Genomic DNA, 21,356 nt, shown 5'->3' on the forward strand with positions numbered 1-21,356 from the left:
ATCATAACCTGAGTTACTATTATTCCCATCGGAGGCAAACATCCTCCCAATTCATAACTCAGGAATATGACCATGAAAAACGTAAAAGCACTTTCAATCGCCGCACTCGCAACTCTTTCTCTGATCTCTTTTGGCAGCTTTGCCGAGAGCGTTTCTGTCACCTCATCCACACTGGATGGCGCAGAATCAAAAATTGCTGCTCAGGCTCAGGAACAGGGTGCGCAGTATAAAATTACGGAAGCGAACACCAACAACCGTGTTCACATGACCGCAGAACTGTATAAATAACGGATGGTCGCAAACGGATTTGCCAGAAGAGGCTGCCCAATGGGCAGCCTTTTTTGTGTCCGATCAGGCCAGACGGGCGGCTGGGGCGCTACCGGTGCGCCACCATAGAATCAGCGCTGCCAGCGCAATTGCGCCGAGTACCGCAAACGCGGTGCTGTAAGAATAACGTGCGGCGATCATGCCCGTCATGGCGGGACTCAGCGCGGCACCTGCGCCCTGCATCAGCATAATAACGCTTTGCCCGGCGTTAACATGACCCGTACCCCGCAGCAGGGAGACAATATAGCCTGGCACCGCCACACCGAGAATCCCGGCCGCAATACCATCCAGAACCTGAACCGGAATGACAAAAATCGGCCCGGCAAAGCCGGCGGCGAGAACCGCGCGCAGCGGTAATATCATCAGTGCGATCATGATAAACAGGCGATAGCCGTGCGTATCAACGCGTTTAGATACCCACAGCGCGACCGGGATCATCACCAGTTGGGAAATCACCACCGTTGCCGCCGCGTAAAGGCCCGGACTGATCGCCGCCTGGCCGCCTGCCGAGGCGACGCGCATGCTCAGCATCGGCAGCAGCGCGGCATTGGCAAGATGAAACAGCAGCAGCGTCAAACCGGCGATCATCAGCGCCGGGTTTCGCAACAACATTGATAAGTGCAGCGCTGGCTGACGCTCTTCATGCGGTTCATAACCGCGCGCCACATCGTTATCGATCTCATTTCCGCGAATTGCCAGCGTAGCGAAAGCAGCGAAAACCGCCATTACCGTCATAAGAATGAAAACGGCACCCATGCCCCAGTACCAGGCTGAAAAACCGGCCAGCAATGCAGCAATCGTATTCCCGCCATGATTAAACGCCTCGTTGCGTCCCATCTGCTGGTTAAAGCCGCGCTGACCCGTGAGCCCTAAGGTGATCCCCGCCACCGTCGGGCCGATAAACGCCGCAGCCAGGCCTGCTACAACCTGAGAGACCATCGCCGTCCAGGTCTGATTGCTGTACCACAGCAGCAGTGTGGCAACGGTAATCACCAGACAGCCCAGCAGCACAATGATTTTTTTATGACGGGTCGCATCGGCGGCGATCCCTGCCGGTAGCGTGGCAAGTAATCCGGCGATACCGCCACAGGTCATTACCAGACCGATTTCGTCGGGTTGCCAGTGTCGCTCCGTAAGAAAGATGCCCAGAAATGGCCCCAGGCCGTCGCGGACATCGGCCAGAAAAAAGCTCATTAAACAGAGCGCGTAGAGTGAACGCTGAGACATGTTATTTCCCTGGAAGGTAAGTGTTAGAGGCAGTTGCGCTTCGGTTAAAAGGGAAATTATGTGTTACGCCGTGGAAAGTCGCCTTTCGTTATAGTAACAAAATGAAAAAGGCCACCCGTAAACGCTACGGATGGCCTTGTGCTATTCACTCAATAACGAGAGCGAACTATTTATCTGTGCCAAAACCCTGCTTCAGCAGTGCTGGCAGTACATTCGGGAAGTAGATGTTTTTATAGTAACCGCTGACGCTTTCGCTCCAGCTCTCACCGTCATTACGACCAATCGTCTTCCAGTGCTGAACCATCTCATCGTTGTAGGTTGCAATCTGCTGCTCCAGACCCTGCGTCTGGTAAATCTCATCATGGCGGAACGTCGCCAGAGGCAGACGTGGTTTCTGATGAGCCGGTTCGTCTACGTGACCGATTACCACACCCGCCACCGGGAAGGTCAGCGGCGGCAGCTCCAGCAGTGAAATCATCGCCTGTGGGTCGCGACGGATACCGCCAATTGGCACAATTCCCAGACCTTCGGCACGCGCAGCCGCCATTACCGACCCCAGCGCGATACCGATATCGGTAGAACCCGACACGATACTCTCAATGCTCTGATGGGCGATCTGCTGCTGATCGACAGCGGCCATTCCCACTGCTGATTTATGCATATCCAGCACAAAGGTGATAAACACCGGTGCTTTGGCAATCCACGGCTGACCGCCTGCAATGGCGGCGATCTGTGCGCGACGGCCGGCATCACGCGTGATCACCACAGAAACCTGCTGCGAGTTTACTGATGTAGGTGCGCGATAAGCGGTACTGATAATCCGATCCAGCACAGCTTCATCGACAGGTTGCTCAGTGAAACTGCGTTCACTTTTGTGACTTGTAAAAATATCAATCAGTTCGCTCATGGTTCCTCCCATATAAAGCGCAAGAATAGCAGTAAGTCACAAGGAAAAACTTAACCGCACTGGTCATGCTGTCGCGGCGTTTCTCAGCCTCCCCAGCGGCCTTTAAGATAGCTTACTGCTTGCTGAGTCTGCGGCTGATTCAGATAGTTCTCTCTGAACAGAATCGTGCCATCAATATTGGGGTTCGATTCATTAAGGTCGAGCTGCTTTTTCAGCTCCGGTACGCCGCCCTGCTGTGTCCAGTCAGGCTCAACTTTTGACGGCTCGCCCACTTTATAGAGAGCAAGGCCGATGTAGAGCCGGGTTTTAGTCGGTTTCACGACCTCTGCCCACCAGTTTGCCAGCACATCGTATCGGGCCGCCTGACGGGAAAAAGGCCAGTAGAGCTGAGGTGCAATGTAATCCAGCAAGCCCTGCTGCACCCAGCGGCGGGTATCGGCAAAAGCTTCATCATACGCCGCCGCTCCGCGGGTATCGGAACCGGCAGGATCATGCGACAGATTACGCCAGACGCCCGCCGGGCTGACACCAAACTCCACGTCCGGCTTCAGTTGTTTGATGGTACGTGACACCTGCTCAATCAGCTGCTGAGTATTGTGACGCCGCCAGTCCGCTTTGCTGGCAAACCCCTGACCGTAGCGGCTGAAGGTCTGATTATCGTTGAGCAGTGAACCGGCAGATTCCGCATAGAAGTAGTCATCGAACTGCACACCGTCGATGGGATAACGCGCCACCACCTCAGCCACAATACTGGTGATCCAGTCACGCGCCTCAGGGATACCCGGATCGAGTACATAGCGATCGCCTGCAGTGCGGATCCAGTCGCGATGCAGCACAAAAACGCTGGCCGGGTGCAGTGACAGCGTGCGGTTCAGTTCACTGACGGTAGATGATTTAGTGTTTACCGACACCCGGTAAGGGTTGAACCAGGCATGGACTTTGATACCGCGCTTATGCGCCTCATCCAGCATAAACTGCAGCGGATCATAGCCCGGATCTTCACCAATTTTTCCTGTCAGCATATCTGACCAGGGGAGGATTTTTGAGGGCCAGAGCGCCGTGGCATCAGGCTTCACCTGAAAAAACACCGTGTTGATGCCCAGGCTTTTCAGCTTATCCAGCTTGTCGATCAGCGATTGCTGCTGCTGGCGGATACGCTGCGCCGGATTGGTGCCATTCACCGAGGCAACCGGCGGCCAGTCAAGACGTGAAACCGTGGCTAACCAGACGCCCCGCATCGGTTCCTGCGCATGAGGTTGTGCTGGCTTGCCGGGCGTCGGTAACGGCTGTTTCGTCACGGGCGGAAAAGGTGTGACCAGCGATTTCGGCGGCTCGGATGCGCAACTGACCAGCAACAACGCGGCAGCCAGCGCGGCGCCTCGCTTAATAGCCGCACGGGCCGGTGCAGTAAAGGGTTTAAAGGCGATGATAGACTCCAGTATTGTCTGGTCGGGGCGCAAAGAGGAGTATTCTCGGTGACTCTGATTAAATGTCAATGCGTTAGCACAGAGGCGGCAGTAAAACCGCCCTCCTTCAAAAAAAGCACCCCTGAACCCGCTAGCGCTGCGGAGTGAATACCATTCCGGCGGACGCAAGACAGGCTTTGAGTGTGCCAAACGCATCCTGACACTGCCGCTCATTGACGCAGGCGTAACCCAGCAGCAATCCGCGCGCCTCCTGAGGGTGCATATAATATTGCGAAAGTGGCCGTACTTTGACGCCGCGCTTTAGCGCCTCCGCGGCTATCGCCACGTCATCCGCGCCTGCTGGCAACGGGATCACCAGATGCAGCCCCGCTTCATGATTGAATGCCGGTAAAAAGGCTGGCCCCAGATAGCGCTCGATCAGCCTGCAGAGAAACTGCCGCCGCTGGCGGTAAAGCAGGCGCATCCGGCGGATATGCTCCATGTAATGGCCCAGCCGGATAAACTCCGCCAGCGCACGCTGAATCAGCAGATGTCCGCCGCGATAGAGTTCTGCCGCGGCGATGCGCAACGGCTGTGCCAGCGGTTTCGGCACCACCATGTAGCCAATGCGCAGCGCGGGATAGAGCGTTTTGCTGAACGTTCCCATGTAAATGACCGGCGCATCCGCTTCCAGCCCCTGCAGTGAGGGATGAGGCTGGCCGGAAAAACGAAATTCGCTGTCGTAGTCATCTTCCACAATCCAGCTCTGATGGCGACGTGCAAGGGTGAGCAATGCCTGACGACGGGCCAGACTCAGATGCACACCCAGCGGATATTGATGAGAGGGCGTCACAAACACCATCTTTGGTGCCGGGCCGCTGTCCGGCACCAGTCCCTGCTCATCCACGGGCATCGCCCGAATCTTCAGGCCATTCATGCGCAGCAGATTGCGTGTTCCCCAGTAGCCGGGCTCCTCCATCCAGACCCGATCGCCAGGATCGCACAACACCCGCGTCACCAGATCAACCGCCTGATGAACCCCTTCGGTGATCAGGATCTGGTCAGCATCGGCCCGCACTGAGCGTGCCACCCGCAGATAATCCACCAGCGCATGGCGCAGATCGGGACAGCCACCGCCGCTGCTGTAGACCAGGCGGTGAACGTCAGGTTCGCGATTCAGACGCGCCTGAATCTGACTGAACAGCTTGTGGGGGAATTCGGTCACATCGGGCGCGCCGGGGACAAACGCGCCCCACTGGTAAGGCGATGCTGTCGCGTGCCCCAGCAGACTGGCGCCACGCTTCGACAGCGTAGCTGGTCGTTGCGCCTTCACCGCCTGAAGGTCAGCTATCGCATCACTCTGCAGAGAGTTTTCCGGCAGCGTTTCTGCAATCCAGGTGCCGCTGCCGGTCCGCGCGGTGACATAGCCCTGAGCCATCAGGCTCTCATAAACATGCATAACCGTGTTTCGCGACACGCCCAGTTCGCGCGCCAGATCGCGGGTTGGCGGTAAACGGCTTCCGCGCGGAAACACCTCTTCAGCGATCGCGGCCTGCATGCAGTTCAGCAGCCGCTGATGTAATGAGCCAGTTCTTAAAAACTGTAACCGCGCTAATAGATGATCTGCGTATAAGAGTCGCAATTGGCTCCACCTTTCCTCTGACAATTGGCTCTGGCAACTCACCACGCCTCAGGCATAAATAAACGTGCTTGTCGGGAATTGTAAACACGCATATTAACGAGGTGGAATAAATGAGCGAAAAAAATAACCTGTTGCAGCAGCGCAAAGCACAGGCTCTCCCCAAAGGTATCGGTACGCTGTGCGACTGGTACGTTGCCCGGGCAGAGAACGCCACCTTATGGGATCAGGAGGGTAATAGCTGGATCGACTTCGCGGGCGGCATCGCGGTACTGAACACCGGCCACCGCCATCCACGCATTGAACAGGCGATTGCCGATCAATTAACAAAGTTTACCCATACGGCCTTCCAGATCACCCCTTACGAAAGCTACATCGCACTGGCCGAGCGTATTAATCAGCGGGTTCCCATCGCCGGTGCGGCGAAAACGGCCTTCTTCACCACCGGGGCTGAAGCTGTAGAAAATGCCGTAAAAGTGGCGCGTGCCTATACCCGCCGCCACGGCATCATTACCTTTGGTAACGCATTCCATGGCCGCACCTTTATGACCATGGCGATGACCGGAAAAGTGGCGCCTTACAAACGGGATTTCGGCCCGATGCCGCCGTCAGTCTTCCATGCACGCTATCCCAGCGCGGTTCAGGGGATCAGCATCGAGGCGGCACTGACCAGCCTTGAAGAAATTTTTACGCAGGACATTGCGCCCCATGACGTCGCCGCGATCGTGCTGGAGCCGGTGCAGGGCGAAGGTGGATTCCATGCGGCACCTGCAGAGTTTATGGTGCAGTTGCGGGAGCTGGCTGACCGTCACGGCATTCTGCTGATTGCGGATGAAGTCCAGAGTGGATTTGCCCGTACCGGCAAGCTGTTTGCCATGGAACACTACCCGGTGAAGGCCGATATCATCACCATGGCGAAAAGCCTGGCAGGCGGGATGCCGCTCTCCGCGGTCGCCGGTCGTGCAGAGGTGATGGATGCACCTGCACCAGGTGGTCTGGGCGGAACCTATGCCGGAAACCCGCTGGCTATCGCCTCGGCCCATGCGGTGCTGGATGTAATTGAAGAGGAGCAGCTCTGCCAGCGCGCCGTTGATCTCGGTGCCCGGCTTGAAGCAGAACTCCAGGAATATCAACGCAAACATCCGGATATTGCTGAAGTGCGTGCGCTGGGTTCGATGGTGGCGATGGAGTTCTATCAGGCCAGCACCGCGCAGGCGGTTCAGAAGATGGCGATGGAACAGGGCTTGCTGCTGCTGACCTGCGGAGCCAAAGGCAACGTCATCCGCTTCCTCTACCCGCTCACCATTCCGGATGCGCAGTTCAGCCAGGCGCTGACCATTCTCTCCACGGTGATCGATCACTGTGTCGCACCCGCCGGACATCCCGTCGTCCCGGCCTGATTTCGCTGATGCGTTAACGCAAGTTCATCCCCGTTCGTCCGGCCATCCAGGCTGGACGTCGACAGGAGACGTTTACATGACGATGACACAGAGTGCGAATGCAGATTCGCTGGCTCAAAACCTGAAACCGCGCCACGTGCGTATGCTCTCAATTGCGGGCGTGATTGGCGCCGGGCTGTTTGTTGGCTCCGGCCATGCTATTTCTGAAGCGGGCCCCGCGGTGTTGATCTCTTATGCCGCTGCCGGTGCGCTGGTGGTCCTGATTATGCGGATGCTGGCCGAGATGGCCGTCGCCTCACCCGATTCAGGCTCGTTCTCAACCTACGCCGATAAAGCGCTGGGACGCTGGGCCGGATTTACCATCGGCTGGCTCTACTGGTGGTTCTGGGTGCTGGTGATCCCACTGGAAGCCAACGCGGCGGGAACCATTCTTCATGCCTGGTTCCCCGATGTCGCCATCTGGCAGTTCACGTTTGCTATCACCCTGTTGCTGACCATTACTAATCTGCTCAGCGTGAAAAATTATGGTGAGTTTGAGTTCTGGTTTGCATTGATCAAGGTCGTTGCCATCATCCTGTTCCTGGGCGTGGCAGGTGCGGCAGTGTTTGGTCTGCTGCCTGACAGCAATACCAGCGGCCTGTCGCATCTCTATGACACTCACGGATTTATGCCAAATGGTATCGGCGCGGTCGTGGCTGCCATCCTGACCACCATGTTCTCTTTTATGGGCACAGAAATTGTCACGATTGCCGCCGCAGAGTCGAAGAATCCCGGCAAGCAGATTACTCAGGCGACTAACTCCGTCATCTGGCGTATTGCACTGTTCTATCTGCTGTCGATTTTCTTTGTGGTGGCGCTGGTGCCGTGGAATGCACCAGGGCTGGTTGAACAGGGTTCATGGCAGACGGTGTTACAGGCGATGAACATCCCGCACGCCCGACTGATTGTCGATCTGGTGGTGCTGATGGCGGTGTGCAGTTGTCTTAACTCTGCGCTTTATACCTCATCGCGCATGCTCTACTCTCTGTCACGCCGCAAAGATGCACCGGCGGCTGCCTCACGTACCAATCGCAGCGGCACGCCGTGGATTGCTGTGCTGCTCTCTACCGCGGCTGCATTTCTGGCGGTGATCGCCAATTATCTGGCGCCCAGCGTGGTGTTTGAATTTTTACTGGCCACATCGGGAGCGATTGCACTGCTGGTCTATCTGGTGATCGCTGCGTCCCACCTGGTGCTGCGTAAAAAGCGCGAGAAAGCGGGTGAAGTCCTGAGTTACCGGATGTGGTTATTTCCTGGCCTGACGTGGGTCACTATCCTGTTTATCGTCACGGTGCTGGTAATCATGTTGTTTGATGCGAAACATCAGGCTGAATTACTGGCAACCGGCGGTTTGACGCTGCTGATTATTACCACCAGCCTTGTGCTGCGTCGTAAAAAGGAGAAGCGTCAGAACACGAAATATTTTACTCAGCGCTCTTCTGACTCTTACTGATCTTCACGCAAGCTTTTTGTAAATTAAACCCACCTTTGACAGCAAAGGTGGGTTTTGTCTGCATATCAACAGATGCAACGTGTGTTAACCCTCAATTATGCAGGGGTTTAATAAGATGCGCACATTATCTGATGATCAATCCGGTAAACTGAATTCCCCGATGCTGACTTAAAAATTTCAAAAAAGATACTTCACTGGCTCTTAGTGACTTAATGATAAACCCTGTATTGGCTATGGGTTTATATCTTTAGGTTCTATGTCACCGTTGCTGCTAAGGCATTGCACTGTCGTTCAGAATAAAACCTCAAGAGAAGCGTTAAAGATAGGTAACGTAAAGTATCCCTTTGCTTTTTTCAGGATTAAACCAGTGCATTTTTACTTCCAGGGGTAATTTGGTCAGCAATTCGGGATTCATCAGGTCAGCAGTAGTGACCACAGCCTTACCACTGGCGGGATCATAACAGTCAAACACGACAGGATTTTGTCCGACATTCATATTACATGAACCATTAGTAATGGCTCCGCTGAAGGTGAGCATGCCTGAATTTGGATCCGCAATAACCGGTCCGGCCAGGGCAATCAGCAACGTGCTAATGCAGACAGATAAAAAAGATTTCATTGTGCGTCCTCCTGAGTATGTATCACCTGTTATCGGCTCACATCCTCAAAGATTAAGTGCTGAGTGAACGAATAAATGTAAATGTACGAACGCTTAGCCCAATGAAATCCCTTTAAAACCATTATCAAGAATAATCCTAATCCAGCCAGCTAACGAGAGTGTAGATCATCGCTGGATAAATTTTCTTTCTTACATTCATTTTTTATTATGACTTTGTAGCAGCAAATCACGGCTGCCTGTGACTTAATGACGCTTTGCAATAGTTAACACGCTAAGCATAGCGCCTTCCGTGAGCGGAAAAGGTCATGATTAATGTGACGGTGGTAAACAGCAGGTAGCTCTTCGCACTTTAGAGGACTTCACTACGCTGCTATTAAAGGCTTCCGTTGATCATGATTGAACAGTCAATATAAAAATATCCGAAGAGAATGTTTATTTTACTCAAGCCATTCTCCTGCTGATTAATATTGCCAAAACACGTTCAGCTTATTCCAGATACTGGCTGAAACGCAGCAGATAACCATCGGGGTCCTGCACCAGAAACTCCCGCTGACAGGCAGTGGTCTCGCCGATGTCATAGTGGTTGTCCCGAAGCGGCCGATAGAGAGGAACAGCATGCTGCTGCAAACGCGTCAGCACCGTCTGAACATCATCGACTTCAATCTGGAAATTAATACCCCGCCCCAGCGGCCAGCGCAGATCGGCTATGTTCCAGCCCTGCGGATGGAACTGCTCAATCATCAATTGCACCTCTCCATAGCAGAGGTAAGCAAAATCAGGCTGCTGGCGCTGAATTCTCACACTGAAACCCAGCACCACGGTGTAAAAATGCAGCGAAGCGGTAAAGTCAGTGACGGTCAGTTCTGGCACCATAGGGTTCCAGTAAAGGGTTTGATTATCACTCATAGTAAGGTTCCATGTTGATCGGTTACTCGCCCCTCTGATCACCGGTTCTGGATTGTGATTTGCAGCTCATCCAGCATCAGCCGCAGTGCGGCAGACTGGTGCTCACGCGACAGGTAAAGCCCCCATATGCCGATACGTTGCGGCTCATAATCGGGCAGTAATTTTACCAGCTTCCCTGTATCCAGTGCGTGGCGAGCCTCCTGCTCAGGCACCATCGCTATCCCGCAATGCGCTATCGCCGCGTCACACAACAGTGAAGAGATACCCGCACTGAAATTTCCTCTGACGGCAACCGCGATTTTCTCCCCGCCAGCCGCCGTAAAATGCCAGCTCTGTCCGGCAAAGCGACTGTAGTAGAGGCAGTTATGCTGAGCCAGATCGTCCGGGGTTTCCGGGTTACCCTGCGCCTTAAGATACTCAGGTGAGGCGCAGAGTACCGAGTGGCATTCGCCGAGACGGCGCGCGATCGCCCCCGGCTCTGGCGAGTCGGTGATGCGAATAGCGAGATCGATACGCTCACCAATCAGGCTTACTGGCTGATTGTTAATTTCCAGCTCGATGCGCAGTGCCGGATAACGCGCCAGAAAATCGGGGATCACCGGGCCGACAAGATGAAGAGCCGTAAAGTGGGCGCAGGCGATGCGAAGCGTTCCGGCCGGGACGCCCTGGGTAGTTTCCTGCTGGATCGCCTCTGAGATCAGGGCCAGCTGACGGGTTTTTTGCAGGATCGCCTCTCCGGCAGGCGTAAGGGTCAGCTGGCGCGAAGAGCGATGCAGCAGACGCGTTCCCGCCCACTTTTCCATCTCCTCCAGATAACGGCTGACCATCGGGCGAGAGATCCCCAGCGATCGTGAGGCGGCACTCAGGCTGCCCAGTTCACATATCCGGTTGAAAACGGCTGCCGCCGTGACTCTGTCCATCCACTCCACCTGTTCGGATTATGAAACTCAGCATCTCTGATTGCGGCAATTCTAACAGATAGCCAGATGCGTAGAATAGCGCCACTGATACTGAACATCGCCCGTTACGCCTGCCTGAATCGGGCATTTATCTCTGAGGATCCTCAATGAAAACTACGCTGTTACCTGTGATGCTCGTGCTGGCCTCGGCCTCCGCCAGCGCGGCCACCCTGCAACTGCAAACCTATAATCCGCAGGAAAAGGGCATCTTTGCCGTCTCCTCAACGCTGGTTAGTGGGCCAACCGAAGCGATTCTGTTTGATGCCCAGTTCAGCACCCAGGACGGTGAAAAACTGGCAGAGATGATTAAAAAGAGCGGAAAAACGTTAAAGAAAATTGTGATCACTTCTGGCGATCCCGATTTCTACTTTGGTCTGGAGCCAATTGTTAAAGCCTGGCCGGACGTGAAGGTGGTTGCCGCGCCGGCGGTGGTGAAGCATATCCAGCAGACGCATGACGCCAAGCTGAAATACTGGGGTCCACAGATGAAGCAGGGCGCGCCGGATAAGGTGGTCGTGCCTGAAGTGACCCATCAGACCCGCTTTAGCGTCGACGGCGAGGTGCTGGAGCTGCGTCATCCGGAGCAATACGCCGCTTATATCTGGATCCCGTCTGCGAGCACCATTCTGGGCGGTACCGCCCTCTCCTCGGGCATTCATGTCTGGACGGCTGACACTCAGACCGTTCAGAGCCGCGCTGAGTGGCGTCATATCCTGACCGAAATGCAGACGCTGAACGCGAAGAACGTGATTCCGGGTCACTATCTCGGTGCCCGTCCGGCCGGTTCACAGGCGGTGGATTTCACCCTGAATTATCTGAAGAGTTTTGAGGCGGCGCTGGCGCAACATAAAACCTCAGCGCAGGTGATTACCGCCATGAAAGCCGCCTGGCCGAAACTGGCAGAACCGGCTTCACTTGAACTCAGCGCCAAAGTCAATACCGGCGAGATGAAGTGGTAAATCCCGCTGAGAGGTCAGCTGACTACCGGGTTTGCAACGTTTAAGCAGACCCGGCTGAACCCATTGACCTGATCTGAAGATGCCCGAGCGCTATCTTTTAGCCAGATAGCGCCTGTCATCGCGCGCCTGCAACCGCGCCTCCGCCGGTGTGGGGAAGATATAGTGAAACAGATCGCGGTAAAAACTCAGGTGCTTCAGCAATCCTTCCTGTATGGTTCTACTGATGTCTTTGATCAGAAATTCCTGGGTGGTGCTGAAGTTAGTCACGCTAAAAAAGGTTTTGTCATAGACGTTGACCACACCTTCCCATTTCATCACCTGCTCTTCCGGGGAAGCCCCTTCAGAGGCGACAAATATCCCTTTATGGGATTTCACACCCTGCTTACTGACATAAGTAGTTAACGCATCATAGCCGCGCTTGTTACGCCAGCGACAGAATTCGTAGGGCACATCGTAATGGGGCAGCACAAAGTCCGGACTACGAAAATGTTCATCACCAATTAACCCATCCAGCGTAACCGTGAAATGCAGAAAGTCCTGCAGGAAGTCGAACTGGCGGGTTTTAGTCAGTGTGACATTAATGGTGTAGTGACCTGCATGCACATACCAGTAGTTGGTAAAGCCGGTGACCAGAATACAGAACGCCTGCCAGTCACTGAGTCTTCGATCCCCCGCCAGCCCCCTGAAACGGCTGATCATCATCCGTGATTTGGGATGCTGATACGCTTTCAGCAGCGGATCGTTCATACCTTTCAGTAACATCAGGCACACTCCTTGATAGATTGCGCTTATCCTGCCACGCCCTGATCAGGGTGAAAAGTGTCGTTGGTCTGAATGTGACCCCCATTAAAATCTGGCGGGTGGCGTGGAACGGACTATCGGATTGGGGAGAGGGGTTAGCGTTTTAAATTCGTCAGCGAGGGGAAACCGGAGGCATCGATAATGAAACAGGATGCCAGCCATACGGGCTGGCCTGTCAGAGCTTCGCGAGCGTCTTCAGCGTTTCTGAGTTCTGCTGCACCATGCGGATCAGTAAAACTGCCTGGGCGTTAGGTCTGGCCCTGCCCTGTTCCCTGCAACCCCACCAGCACCTCACTTAAGTGCGTGACCAGCTTCCGCGCTTTATCCGGGATAAAGCGGGCATCGGGGAAAACAGCATAAAGATAGCGATCGGGAAGCCGCCAGTCCGGTAAAACCCGCACCAGTCGGCCGGATGCCAGCGCGTCTGCGCCGATAAGTGTTTGTAACCCACCGATCCCCAGCCCCGCTTCAAGGGCCTGCATCAATGCATCACTGTTGTTAGAGCGAAAAGCACTTTCCACCGGCACAGACACCCTCGTGGTCGCGGACACCAGCTGCAGCGGCGCATCGGGCGATACGCCGCTAAAACGTATGTGAGGATGGTGCTGCAGGTCACTGGGAGTTTGCGGCGTGCCTTTTCGCGCTATCCACTCAGGGGAAGCCACCAGCACGGTTTCAACCGTGGTGAGTGAACGGGCAGCCAGTGTAGCGGGCGGCGATTCGCTGAGGCGGATTGCCACATCAACGCCTTCACCAATGAGATCCGACAGGCGATCCTCCAGCGCAATATTCAGACGCAGCGCGGGATGCGCCTGCTGGAATGCAATCAGATGCGGCATAAGCCGCTGCCCGATGCCGCTCGGCAGTTGCATATAGAGTTTGCCGTGCAGAGGCTGCGATTCAGGCCGTAGTTGCTGCTCCAGCTCTTCCATCGCGCTGAGCAGCTGCCTGACCTGCTGCAGATAATGCTGACCCTGCTCCGTCAGCGCCATTTTTCGTGTGGTGCGGTGCAGCAACACGACCCCCAGCGCCTCTTCAAGCGCGGCGATCTGCTGGCTTACTGCCGACTGCTTCATGCCGTTTTGCCGGGCCGCAGCCGAAAAAGATCCCGCTTCTGCCACACGGATGAAGGTCTGAATCGCATTCAGTTTGTTCTGCATTTATTGATTTTCCTGATAAGTGACATCCGGTTCAGGGGATTTAATCAGAAATAAACGCAGGTGAGAATGCAGCTTCTCTCTTAACAGGGCAATGATCATGAAAACGACGCAGGATAAGAAGGTTGCGCTGGTGGCGGGTGCCAGCGGGATTGTCGGTCAGCAACTGAGTCAGGCACTGGTAGCAGACCACTGGCAGGTCAAAGCACTGACGCATCGGTCAGACTATGCAGTCAGCGGCACAGAGGTGATTGCGGTTGATCTGCGCGATAGCCAGCAGTGCCAGCAACGGCTGGCATCACTCACCGACGTCACGCATATCTTTTACAGCGCCTGGCTGAACGCTTCTGACTGGGGAACCATGGTCGGGCCGAATCTTGCCATGCTGCAGAATCTGGTTCAGACCATGGAGGATGTCGCCCCACTTGAGCATGTCAGTCTGATGCAGGGATACAAGGTGTATGGCGCCCATCTCGGACGCTTTAAAACGCCGGCGCGGGAAAGCGATCCTGGCGTACCGGGTGCTGAGTTTAACGCCGCGCAGCTGAACTGGCTGAGCGCACAACAGCAAGGTAAAGCCTGGCACTGGAGTGCGCTGCGGCCCGGTGTGGTCGGCAGTGACAGGCCGGGCAACAGCATGAACCTGGCGCTGAGTCTGGCGCTGTACGCTTCAATCTGTCGCGCGGCGCGGCTGCCCTTACGCTTTCCCGGTTCGCCGGAAACCTGGCACAGTATGGTCGATTTTACCGATGCCACTCTGCTGGCCGACGCGACGATCTGGGCCGCACGCACTTCTGACGCACGCAATCAGGCGTTTAATATCAACAACGGCGATCTCTGGCGCTGGAGTGAACTGTGGCCGGTCATTGCAGCGTGGTTTGAACTGGAGATCGCGCCGCCGGTTTCGCTGTCGTTCCGGCAACTATTTCAGGATTATCGTACGCTGTGGCGGGAAATCGCCGCTGCCGACGCGCTGATCCAGCCCGATATTCTGGCGCTCAGTGATGGTGTCTTCGCTGATTTTGTTTTTGGCTGGGATTACGACATGTTTGGCGACGGCAGCAAGCTGCGGCGGGCGGGATTCCACGGTTATCGCGCAACGGATAAGATGTTCTGCGATCTGTTTGCCCGCTTCCGGGCGGCCCGGATCATTCCGTGATGATCCGCTGATTACCGATGCAGAGAGCAGGAAAGTCGCTCTCTGCATCGGGCCATTATTAGCGCCCTTTCTTCTTACGTCCCGGCTGGACAAAGCGCTTGCGTGAGGCACCGTTAGCATCCGCTTTTTCAGCGGGTTTCGACGCACTCTTCTGCGGTTTTTTAGCGGCGGCCGGTTTCGCCGGAGCTTTAGCTTTCTTCGCTGGTTTATCTTCTGAAGAGGAGTTCTCCAGCAGTTTAAACAGCTCAACGAGTTCGTCGTCAGTGAGATCGCGCCACTCCCCCAGCGGCAATCCCTTGAGATTGACGTTCATGATGCGGGTGCGCTCAAGCTTGGTCACTTCAAAGCCAAAATGCTTACACATACGGCGGATCTGGCGATTCAGCCCCTGGACCAGCGTGATGCGGAAGACAAACGGCGCTTCTTTCTTCACTTTGCACTTTTTGGTCACCGTGCCCAGCATCGGCACGCCTGCGCTCATTCCGGCAATAAATTCATCGGTGATCGGCTTGTCGACCGTAACGACATACTCTTTTTCGTGGTTGTTACCGGCCCGCAGGATCTTGTTGACCAGATCACCGTGGTTGGTCAGGAAAATCAGGCCCTGAGAATCTTTGTCGAGTCGGCCAATCGGGAAGACGCGCTTGCTGTGATTGACGAAATCGCTGATGTTATCGCGCTCGCCCTCTTCCATGGTGGTGATAATCCCCACCGGCTTATTCAGGGCAATCAGCACCAGATCGTCTTCATCGCGCGGCTCGATAAGCTGACCATTGACCTTCACCACATCGCCTGCAAATACCTGCGCGCCTACAGTGGCGCGTTTGCCGTTAATGAAAACGTTGCCCTGCTCGATGTAACGATCGGCGTCACGACGGGAGCAGATGCCGCTCTCGCTGATGTATTTATTAAGACGAGTTGATGAGTCAGTCAGCATGATTCCTCCAAAAGACGCGGACTATACCTTACCGGCGGAGGCTTGCGAAGTCTTTGCACCGGAAACTTTTTCTCTGCTTTGCCAGCCTGACGGCAGCGGGCATTCACAGATCAATCGCCATCTCAGTACAGCGCAAATCGCTGCCCGCCAGCTTTGACGGATAGAAACTTTCGCCCAGCGGCCGGAAGCCATGCTGCTGGTAAAAACCCACGGCGTTCGGCGTCGACGCGAGCGTCAACCGGCGGTAGCCACGCTGCAGCGCCTCCGCTTTGATGGTGTTGATGATTAGGCCCGCCATTCCCTGTCCGGTGAACCCAGGCAGGGTAAAAATGGCTTCCACGCTGGCGGCGGCAAGGTCCAGCGATCCCATAGCAACCGGTACGTCGTCCGGACCATCAATCACGAAGAAGGGATTCATGCGGATCATTGCGGGAAAGCTGGCGGGCATGCGGTCTGGCGTCCAGGCGGCGAGCACGTCGGGTGGATAAGCATGCTGGCAGCCATGACGGATGGCCAGATTTCTGATGTTCCATAAATGGTGCGCCTCTTCGGGCGATGCCTGTCTGACAATCATAGTGCCCTCCGGCTCTGCAACAGAACCGCTACGTTATCACATCGCTTTGCGGCTATCTGCGAATACCGCCGGGTTCAGATGCCCCTGGCCTCGCCGCAGTTACGCGCGGTCATGAAGCGCTGCTGCATCAGCAACCGTGCTGTTTCTGTGTTGCTGCATTTGCAACAGCTCGCTTATGCAAAACTGGATTTTAATCCTTTAACTTCAATTATTTAATCTCTGGCATGGTTACTGCTTGGTCTTTTCTTTTATATCTGAAAGTTTGGAAGATTTAACTGTTCCATTAATCCAGCTATATGCCAGGAGAAAACCATGTCACTGAACCAACCTTTACAGTTCGCCTACTGGGTGCCGAATGTCTCGGGCGGACTGGTGATCAGTCAGATAGAGCAGCGTACCCGCTGGGATGCCGAATACAACCGCAAACTGGCGCAGATCGCTGAACAGGCGGGTTTTGATTACGCGCTGACGCAGATTCGCTTTACTGCAGGATATGGCGCAGATAATCAGCATGAATCGGTCACATTCTCGCAGGATTTACTTAGTCACACCTCGAAATTAAAAGTGATTGCCGCTCTGCTTCCCGGCCCGTGGAATCCGGTATTGGCGGCAAAGCAGATTGCCACTATCAGCCATCTTTATGGTCCACGCATCGCCGTTAATATTGTCAGCGGCTGGTTCCGGGGCGAGTTCAAGGCAATTGGTGAACCCTGGCTCGATCATGAAGAGCGCTATCTGCGTTCAGAAGAGTTTATTCGCTGCCTGCGCGGCATCTGGCGTAAAGAGAGTTTTAGCTTTGCCGGCGATTTTTATCGCTTCCGCGATTACGTGATGAAACCCAAGCCGTTGTCACCGCTCCCGGAAATTTTCCAAGGTGGCAGTTCACGCGCGGCGCGCGACATGGCCGCCCGGGTGTCAGACTGGTATTTTACCAACGGTAATACCCCGGACGGTGTCCGTCTGCAGGTCGCGGATATCCGTGAAAAAGCCGGACGTAATCAGCATCAGGTCAGAATCGGGCTGAACGGTTTTGTGATTGCCCGCGAGAGCGAACAGCAGGCGCAGGCGGTGCTTCATGAGATCATCAGCAAAGCCAACCCGGATGCGGTAAAAGGCTTTCAGCATGAGGTCAAAAATGCTGGCAGTGCCTCACCCGAAGGAGAGGGGAACTGGGCGAAATCGTCGTTTGAGGATCTGGTGCAGTACAACGACGGCTTTAAAACCAATCTGATTGGCACACCGCAGCAGATTGCTGAACGCATTATCGAACTGAAGCAGGCCGGTGTGGATCTGCTGCTGCTGGCATTTCTGCACTTTCATGAAGAGGTCGAATTCTTTGGCCGCGAAGTGATACCGCGGGTCCGCGAACTGGAGGCGCAGGCTTTGATCGAAGCGTGAAAAAGGTACGCCACAGAAGAGAGTTATACCCGACTGCATCCGGGGTGTGATGAACGCTCAGATCTGCTGCAACGTCGCCCGCCGCTATCATTATGAGAGCGACGGACAACGTCTGCAGGGCTTTTCACTCCGCAAAGCAGATCCGTTAAAAGCGGGCGTTAAGCCCGACGTTCCATGTCACCTGATGCATGTCGCTGTTGCCTGTTACCGCCGAGACGCCCGCAAAGGCATTCACCGAGGTGCCAAGCGGCACGCTCGCACCCACCGCCATATCGATCCAGTTATCATCACTGGAATCGCTGCTGCGGGTAAAGGCGGTGCGGGTCGATTTCAGTCCGGCGGTCACCGCCGAATCGCTGTCACCAAACTGGTGATTGTAGCTGACCTGCGCCCAGGGATTGATCAGCAAATCTTTGCTGTCGATACGCCAGCCCACTGCGCCGATTTGAGAGTGCAGCGTCTGGTCGCCAAAGCGCATTGAGGTGCTGCTGTTGCCCTCCTCTTTATAGCCATCGACCTGGGTGTAGTCGAGCGCATAGCTGGCCACCGGGCCAGTAGAAACATAGCTACCCAGCGGCAAATCCCAGCCGGTCTGCAGCCGCATTCCCAGCACCTTACCATTGCTGTTGCCCTTTTCCGTGCGGGTCGCCGGTCCCAGCCTGATCTGACGCTCAATATCATCAAAGTCGAGGTCGGCATAATGGGCGTCCGCATTAATCCATCCCCGATCGAGATAATTCAACTGACTCCAGAGTGCCACCAGATTGCCGCGTAAACGGTAATCAAAGCGCGACGAGGGATCCTGACGTTGCGAGGTCGTAGAGAGCATGGCACCGGCCTGCCAGTGATCGGTCAGCTGATAGCCCACACCCACGGTGCCGCTGGCGCTGGTCGCATCGCCATCCTGCAGGCTGTCGCCGCGGAAATCACGCTGCTGCCCGGCATAACCGCCGAAAACAGTAAACTCGCCAGCACTGGCGGGCTGCTGACGCTGCTGCTGCAGATGTCCATCCAGCGTATTGCGCGCATCGCCCACCAGCATCGACGGCGCCTGACTCAGTGCAGCTACCTGCAGCGGCGCATTCAGCACCGACTGAATGTAATCGGCGATCAGCGCATGGACCGCCGGGCTGGGATGCAGTCTGTCTGCAAACAGATACTGCTGTGACTGCGAAAATCCTGTCGTCGAGGAGGTGCAGTCCATCGCCGAGACACCTGGCGGACAGGCCATTCCGGCCGTATTCGTGAGTCCATACAGGCCCGGATTATCGATCACCTCATTAAACAGGCCATTGATATCCACTCGTGCGATGTTCCCGCGTGCGGTCACCAGCCCCTGCTCTTCAGCCTGGTTGTAACGGTCGGTGAGGGCAGCCGCCTCCTGACTCAGTAACTGCCAGGCGGCAATCAGCTGCTGTGCAATGGCATCCCGGATCAGCGGAATTGAAGAGATTTGTCCGGCCGCCTCGCCAAGCGCGGTTTCAATCGCCTGCTCTCTTGCGGCACGGTCAGGCGTAGTGGTGGTGCTCAGCGACTGAAACAGCGCCGCCGTGGCAGGTTGTGCCGCTGGACCAGGCACCTGCAGAATAGCCTGCAGCAGGGCGGGCGTTGCCCCTACATTAGGTACCGTCGGAACAATCACCGTTCCGGCTCCGGCATCCAGCAACCGGCTGACCTGTGAGGCCGCTGCACTGGCGCTGTTATCCACTATCTGCCGGGCAGCGAGGGGGGCAAGAGCCGCCGCCGCTAAATCATTGCCGCCAATCCAGTGAATATAGAGACCGTCCGAATCAGCTCGTCCGCCTCGCGCCGCAAGGTAGTTATCAAGCTGATCCTGAGTGTTAAACAGGGGATTAATTGCAGGTACCGCAACTGCGCCACCTTCGGCATAGTTGCTTCCGCCCTGCGATGAAGGGCGCAGGTTATCACCCAGCGACTGCGCTACGATCTCGTCATAGAGCGGATGGGTCGCGCCATCATAGGTAAAGCGCCCGACGTTCCCGCCATCACTCAGGCTATCGCCAAAGACGGTAAGGTCGCTCCAGGCCATCGCAGGGAGCGGCGACAGCAGGCTCAGGGTGGCACAGCAGAAAAGGTATTGCGCGTGAAGGTGTTTCATCAGCAGCTCCGCACAAATCAAATGAAAGTCAGTATGAGTAAGAACCGCACCGGCTGGCGCAGCAAGCTGTAAGCGTAGACGGCTGAGGAAAGGGGTAGCAGAAAATACGGGATCGCGCTCGCAAAGCGGAGAAATTTGACTTAAAGATCAGCCGTGCCGGTTCAGGTGAAATACCGGGAACCCACCACGGCGTCGTTACACTGGCTACTTTTTGCTGGCGGGCTTCAGGCCGCGATTAAGATCCTGTAAACGTTTCATCGTCTTAACGGTGCGCTGTGGCAGCGTTGAGGCAACGGACAGGATCAGCATCTCCAGACAGACCATAATCGTGCCGTGCAGGGGAATGCGTCCCTTCTCGCCGCCGCGCGGCACATTGATTACGACATCCGCCTCGCGGGCGAAAAAGGAGTCGGTGGCGTTGGTCAGCAGAATGATCGGTATATCCAGCCGCTTCGCTTCACGCACCACGGTTGTCCCTTCCCGATGCGCCGACTGCTGCGCCATCATGATCAGCACGTCGCCACGCTGTAGCGCCAGCATCTGCTCTGCCAGCGCAATTCCGGCACGGTTAAGGGAAAAGGCGGGCAGACCGATACGATTCAGCAGCCGCACGCTGTAGTCCGCCAGAATACCTGAGGCGTTGATGCCAAAAATAGCGACCTGCCGCGCTTCGCCCAGCAGCGCCACGCTATCCGCTACCGCCACCCGATTCTGCGGCTGCGACAGCACCTCACAGGCGTGCCGGTGGCCCTCCAGCACAAAGTCGATGGCGCTGTTCACATCACTGGTCACCTCGCTGACGGTGGTGATCATCTTATCTTCAGAGGTCAGCGAAGGACCAAACCAGGCCTTTAGTGTCTGTTTGAGGTCACGCAGTCCGCTAAAGCCCAGCGCCTGAATCGCGCGGATTACAGTGGCATCAGAGGTGTGATTCGCCACAGCGATCTCCATCGCGGTGCTCTCCAGCACCGTTTCCCGCTGTTGATCGATATAGCGCGCCACCGCCAGCAGGCGGGGTGAAAGCTGCTTTTCACGAGCGCGAAGACGTTCTGCCACCACATCCACTCTGTTTTTAACGGGCCTGCTCTGTTTCATGCTGCACCTGCAATTGGGGTTAACGTGTTAAAAGGCTCATCGCTGGTCTGGCTAAATGGAGAGTTTAAGGGCCGGGAGATGTAGTAAAACGTCATGCTGTTTTATATTTCACCTGAAGAAGATGTGGATTTAACCAAACCCCTCACCTTCATATAAAAATATATTCATTATTTTCAATAGGCTAAAAATTCCAGCCAATCTTTTTGCAGCGATAAACGACACGGCAATAATGTAGCCAATTCTATTCAAATTATGTTTACTACTACAATAGCGGA

Annotated in this window: 19 protein-coding genes and 1 pseudogene; 6 read left to right on the forward strand and 14 right to left on the reverse strand. The window is 55.5% G+C overall.

From position 1 onward, the window contains the following. The first annotated feature begins 72 nt into the window (after positions 1 to 72). The gene (locus tag GVJ63_RS10910; RefSeq protein ID WP_010246960.1) at positions 73 to 288 is read left to right on the forward strand and encodes a YdgH/BhsA/McbA-like domain containing protein; all 216 of its coding nucleotides are present in this window, start codon (positions 73 to 75) and stop codon (positions 286 to 288) included. A 63-nt stretch (positions 289 to 351) separates the two neighbouring features. Here GVJ63_RS10910 and GVJ63_RS10915 read toward each other — a convergent pair whose 3' ends face one another. The 4 genes from GVJ63_RS10915 to GVJ63_RS10930 all read right to left on the reverse strand — a co-directional run bounded on the left by GVJ63_RS10915 (position 352) and on the right by GVJ63_RS10930 (position 5,509). After that, positions 352 to 1,554, reverse strand: coding sequence for an MFS transporter (locus tag GVJ63_RS10915; protein WP_010246959.1), 1,203 nt, complete (start codon positions 1,552 to 1,554; stop codon positions 352 to 354). A gap of 166 nt (positions 1,555 to 1,720) precedes the next feature. Continuing rightward, positions 1,721 to 2,461 carry a nitroreductase family protein gene (locus tag GVJ63_RS10920; RefSeq protein ID WP_010246958.1) on the reverse strand — a complete coding sequence of 247 codons (741 nt, stop codon included), beginning with the start codon at positions 2,459 to 2,461 and terminating at the stop codon, positions 1,721 to 1,723. Between the two features lie 83 nt (positions 2,462 to 2,544). After that, entirely contained in the window at positions 2,545 to 3,921 is a 1,377-nt protein-coding gene (locus GVJ63_RS10925; RefSeq protein ID WP_154210172.1) for a glycoside hydrolase family 10 protein, read from the reverse strand. Between the two features lie 97 nt (positions 3,922 to 4,018). After that, on the reverse strand, positions 4,019 to 5,509 hold the full coding sequence (locus GVJ63_RS10930) for a PLP-dependent aminotransferase family protein (RefSeq protein WP_182500568.1): 1,491 nt from the start codon (positions 5,507 to 5,509) through the stop codon (positions 4,019 to 4,021). Positions 5,510 to 5,619: 110 nt separating this feature from the next. Between GVJ63_RS10930 and gabT the strand changes: the two genes are divergently transcribed. Then, the gene (gabT, locus tag GVJ63_RS10935) at positions 5,620 to 6,906 is read left to right on the forward strand and encodes a 4-aminobutyrate--2-oxoglutarate transaminase (RefSeq protein ID WP_159226849.1); all 1,287 of its coding nucleotides are present in this window, start codon (positions 5,620 to 5,622) and stop codon (positions 6,904 to 6,906) included. 76 nt (positions 6,907 to 6,982) lie between these two features. Continuing rightward, entirely contained in the window at positions 6,983 to 8,398 is a 1,416-nt protein-coding gene (gene gabP / locus GVJ63_RS10940) for a GABA permease (RefSeq protein WP_033760702.1), read from the forward strand. A gap of 316 nt (positions 8,399 to 8,714) precedes the next feature. Here the strand turns inward: gabP and GVJ63_RS10945 are convergent, their stop codons facing one another. From GVJ63_RS10945 to GVJ63_RS10955, 3 genes are all read right to left on the reverse strand, one after another. Continuing rightward, the gene (locus tag GVJ63_RS10945) at positions 8,715 to 9,017 is read right to left on the reverse strand and encodes a hypothetical protein (protein ID WP_033779872.1); all 303 of its coding nucleotides are present in this window, start codon (positions 9,015 to 9,017) and stop codon (positions 8,715 to 8,717) included. A gap of 486 nt (positions 9,018 to 9,503) precedes the next feature. Continuing rightward, positions 9,504 to 9,923, reverse strand: coding sequence for a VOC family protein (locus GVJ63_RS10950; RefSeq protein WP_033760708.1), 420 nt, complete (start codon positions 9,921 to 9,923; stop codon positions 9,504 to 9,506). Positions 9,924 to 9,961: 38 nt separating this feature from the next. Further along, positions 9,962 to 10,843, reverse strand: a complete 882-nt coding sequence (locus GVJ63_RS10955; RefSeq protein WP_159226850.1) for a LysR family transcriptional regulator — start codon at positions 10,841 to 10,843, stop codon at positions 9,962 to 9,964. A 146-nt stretch (positions 10,844 to 10,989) separates the two neighbouring features. On the opposite strand from GVJ63_RS10955, the gene GVJ63_RS10960 reads away from it, so the two are divergent. Continuing rightward, complete coding sequence (locus tag GVJ63_RS10960) at positions 10,990 to 11,841, forward strand: Vmh family MBL fold metallo-hydrolase (protein ID WP_159226851.1); 852 nt, start codon at positions 10,990 to 10,992, stop codon at positions 11,839 to 11,841. 90 nt (positions 11,842 to 11,931) lie between these two features. Here the strand turns inward: GVJ63_RS10960 and GVJ63_RS10965 are convergent, their stop codons facing one another. From GVJ63_RS10965 to GVJ63_RS10970, 3 genes and pseudogenes are all read right to left on the reverse strand, one after another. Beyond that, positions 11,932 to 12,603: a hypothetical protein gene (locus tag GVJ63_RS10965; RefSeq protein ID WP_159226852.1), complete on the reverse strand. Its 672-nt coding sequence runs from the start codon at positions 12,601 to 12,603 to the stop codon at positions 11,932 to 11,934. Positions 12,604 to 12,817: 214 nt separating this feature from the next. Next, positions 12,818 to 12,913, reverse strand: a pseudogene (locus GVJ63_RS22360) (transcriptional regulator); the annotation flags it as partial. Beyond that, on the reverse strand, positions 12,891 to 13,802 hold the full coding sequence (locus GVJ63_RS10970) for a LysR family transcriptional regulator (protein WP_159226853.1): 912 nt from the start codon (positions 13,800 to 13,802) through the stop codon (positions 12,891 to 12,893). The gene GVJ63_RS10970 and the pseudogene GVJ63_RS22360, both read right to left, overlap by 23 nt. Positions 13,803 to 13,899: 97 nt before the next feature. Here GVJ63_RS10970 and GVJ63_RS10975 point away from each other — a divergent pair, with 97 nt between their 5' ends. Next, positions 13,900 to 14,958, forward strand: a complete 1,059-nt coding sequence (locus GVJ63_RS10975) for an SDR family oxidoreductase (RefSeq protein ID WP_159226854.1) — start codon at positions 13,900 to 13,902, stop codon at positions 14,956 to 14,958. 58 nt (positions 14,959 to 15,016) lie between these two features. Here GVJ63_RS10975 and rluF read toward each other — a convergent pair whose 3' ends face one another. After that, entirely contained in the window at positions 15,017 to 15,895 is an 879-nt protein-coding gene (gene rluF, locus GVJ63_RS10980; protein WP_022624530.1) for a 23S rRNA pseudouridine(2604) synthase RluF, read from the reverse strand. 103 nt (positions 15,896 to 15,998) lie between these two features. Further along, on the reverse strand, positions 15,999 to 16,469 hold the full coding sequence (locus GVJ63_RS10985; protein WP_010670550.1) for a GNAT family N-acetyltransferase: 471 nt from the start codon (positions 16,467 to 16,469) through the stop codon (positions 15,999 to 16,001). 312 nt (positions 16,470 to 16,781) lie between these two features. On the opposite strand from GVJ63_RS10985, the gene sfnG reads away from it, so the two are divergent. Then, the gene (gene sfnG, locus GVJ63_RS10990; RefSeq protein WP_159226855.1) at positions 16,782 to 17,867 is read left to right on the forward strand and encodes a dimethylsulfone monooxygenase SfnG; all 1,086 of its coding nucleotides are present in this window, start codon (positions 16,782 to 16,784) and stop codon (positions 17,865 to 17,867) included. A 145-nt stretch (positions 17,868 to 18,012) separates the two neighbouring features. Here the strand turns inward: sfnG and GVJ63_RS10995 are convergent, their stop codons facing one another. Continuing rightward, positions 18,013 to 19,986, reverse strand: a complete 1,974-nt coding sequence (locus GVJ63_RS10995; protein WP_159226856.1) for an autotransporter outer membrane beta-barrel domain-containing protein — start codon at positions 19,984 to 19,986, stop codon at positions 18,013 to 18,015. 204 nt (positions 19,987 to 20,190) lie between these two features. Beyond that, positions 20,191 to 21,081 (reverse strand): MurR/RpiR family transcriptional regulator, encoded by an 891-nt coding sequence (locus tag GVJ63_RS11000; protein WP_010670553.1) that lies wholly within the window; start codon positions 21,079 to 21,081, stop codon positions 20,191 to 20,193. Positions 21,082 to 21,356 lie beyond the last annotated feature (275 nt).

The organism is Pantoea sp. 18059, from assembly GCF_902706165.1.
Taxonomy (GTDB): domain Bacteria; phylum Pseudomonadota; class Gammaproteobacteria; order Enterobacterales; family Enterobacteriaceae; genus Pantoea; species Pantoea agglomerans.

Bases quoted from the DNA above. Each gene is read 5' to 3' on its own strand.
- GVJ63_RS10910 (WP_010246960.1), top strand. From the start codon at position 73: ATGAAAAACGTAAAAGCACTTTCAATCGCCGCACTCGCAACTCTTTCT.
- GVJ63_RS10975 (WP_159226854.1), top strand. From the start codon at position 13,900: ATGAAAACGACGCAGGATAAGAAGGTTGCGCTGGTGGCGGGTGCCAGC.
- rluF (WP_022624530.1), bottom strand. From the start codon at position 15,895: ATGCTGACTGACTCATCAACTCGTCTTAATAAATACATCAGCGAGAGC.
- GVJ63_RS10950 (WP_033760708.1), bottom strand. From the start codon at position 9,923: ATGAGTGATAATCAAACCCTTTACTGGAACCCTATGGTGCCAGAACTG.
- gabP (WP_033760702.1), top strand. From the start codon at position 6,983: ATGACGATGACACAGAGTGCGAATGCAGATTCGCTGGCTCAAAACCTG.
- GVJ63_RS10955 (WP_159226850.1), bottom strand. From the start codon at position 10,843: ATGGACAGAGTCACGGCGGCAGCCGTTTTCAACCGGATATGTGAACTG.
- GVJ63_RS10920 (WP_010246958.1), bottom strand. From the start codon at position 2,461: ATGAGCGAACTGATTGATATTTTTACAAGTCACAAAAGTGAACGCAGT.
- gabT (WP_159226849.1), top strand. From the start codon at position 5,620: ATGAGCGAAAAAAATAACCTGTTGCAGCAGCGCAAAGCACAGGCTCTC.
- GVJ63_RS10970 (WP_159226853.1), bottom strand. From the start codon at position 13,802: ATGCAGAACAAACTGAATGCGATTCAGACCTTCATCCGTGTGGCAGAA.
- sfnG (WP_159226855.1), top strand. From the start codon at position 16,782: ATGTCACTGAACCAACCTTTACAGTTCGCCTACTGGGTGCCGAATGTC.
- GVJ63_RS10915 (WP_010246959.1), bottom strand. From the start codon at position 1,554: ATGTCTCAGCGTTCACTCTACGCGCTCTGTTTAATGAGCTTTTTTCTG.
- GVJ63_RS10995 (WP_159226856.1), bottom strand. From the start codon at position 19,986: ATGAAACACCTTCACGCGCAATACCTTTTCTGCTGTGCCACCCTGAGC.
- GVJ63_RS10985 (WP_010670550.1), bottom strand. From the start codon at position 16,469: ATGATTGTCAGACAGGCATCGCCCGAAGAGGCGCACCATTTATGGAAC.
- GVJ63_RS10960 (WP_159226851.1), top strand. From the start codon at position 10,990: ATGAAAACTACGCTGTTACCTGTGATGCTCGTGCTGGCCTCGGCCTCC.
- GVJ63_RS10945 (WP_033779872.1), bottom strand. From the start codon at position 9,017: ATGAAATCTTTTTTATCTGTCTGCATTAGCACGTTGCTGATTGCCCTG.
- GVJ63_RS11000 (WP_010670553.1), bottom strand. From the start codon at position 21,081: ATGAAACAGAGCAGGCCCGTTAAAAACAGAGTGGATGTGGTGGCAGAA.
- GVJ63_RS10965 (WP_159226852.1), bottom strand. From the start codon at position 12,603: ATGTTACTGAAAGGTATGAACGATCCGCTGCTGAAAGCGTATCAGCAT.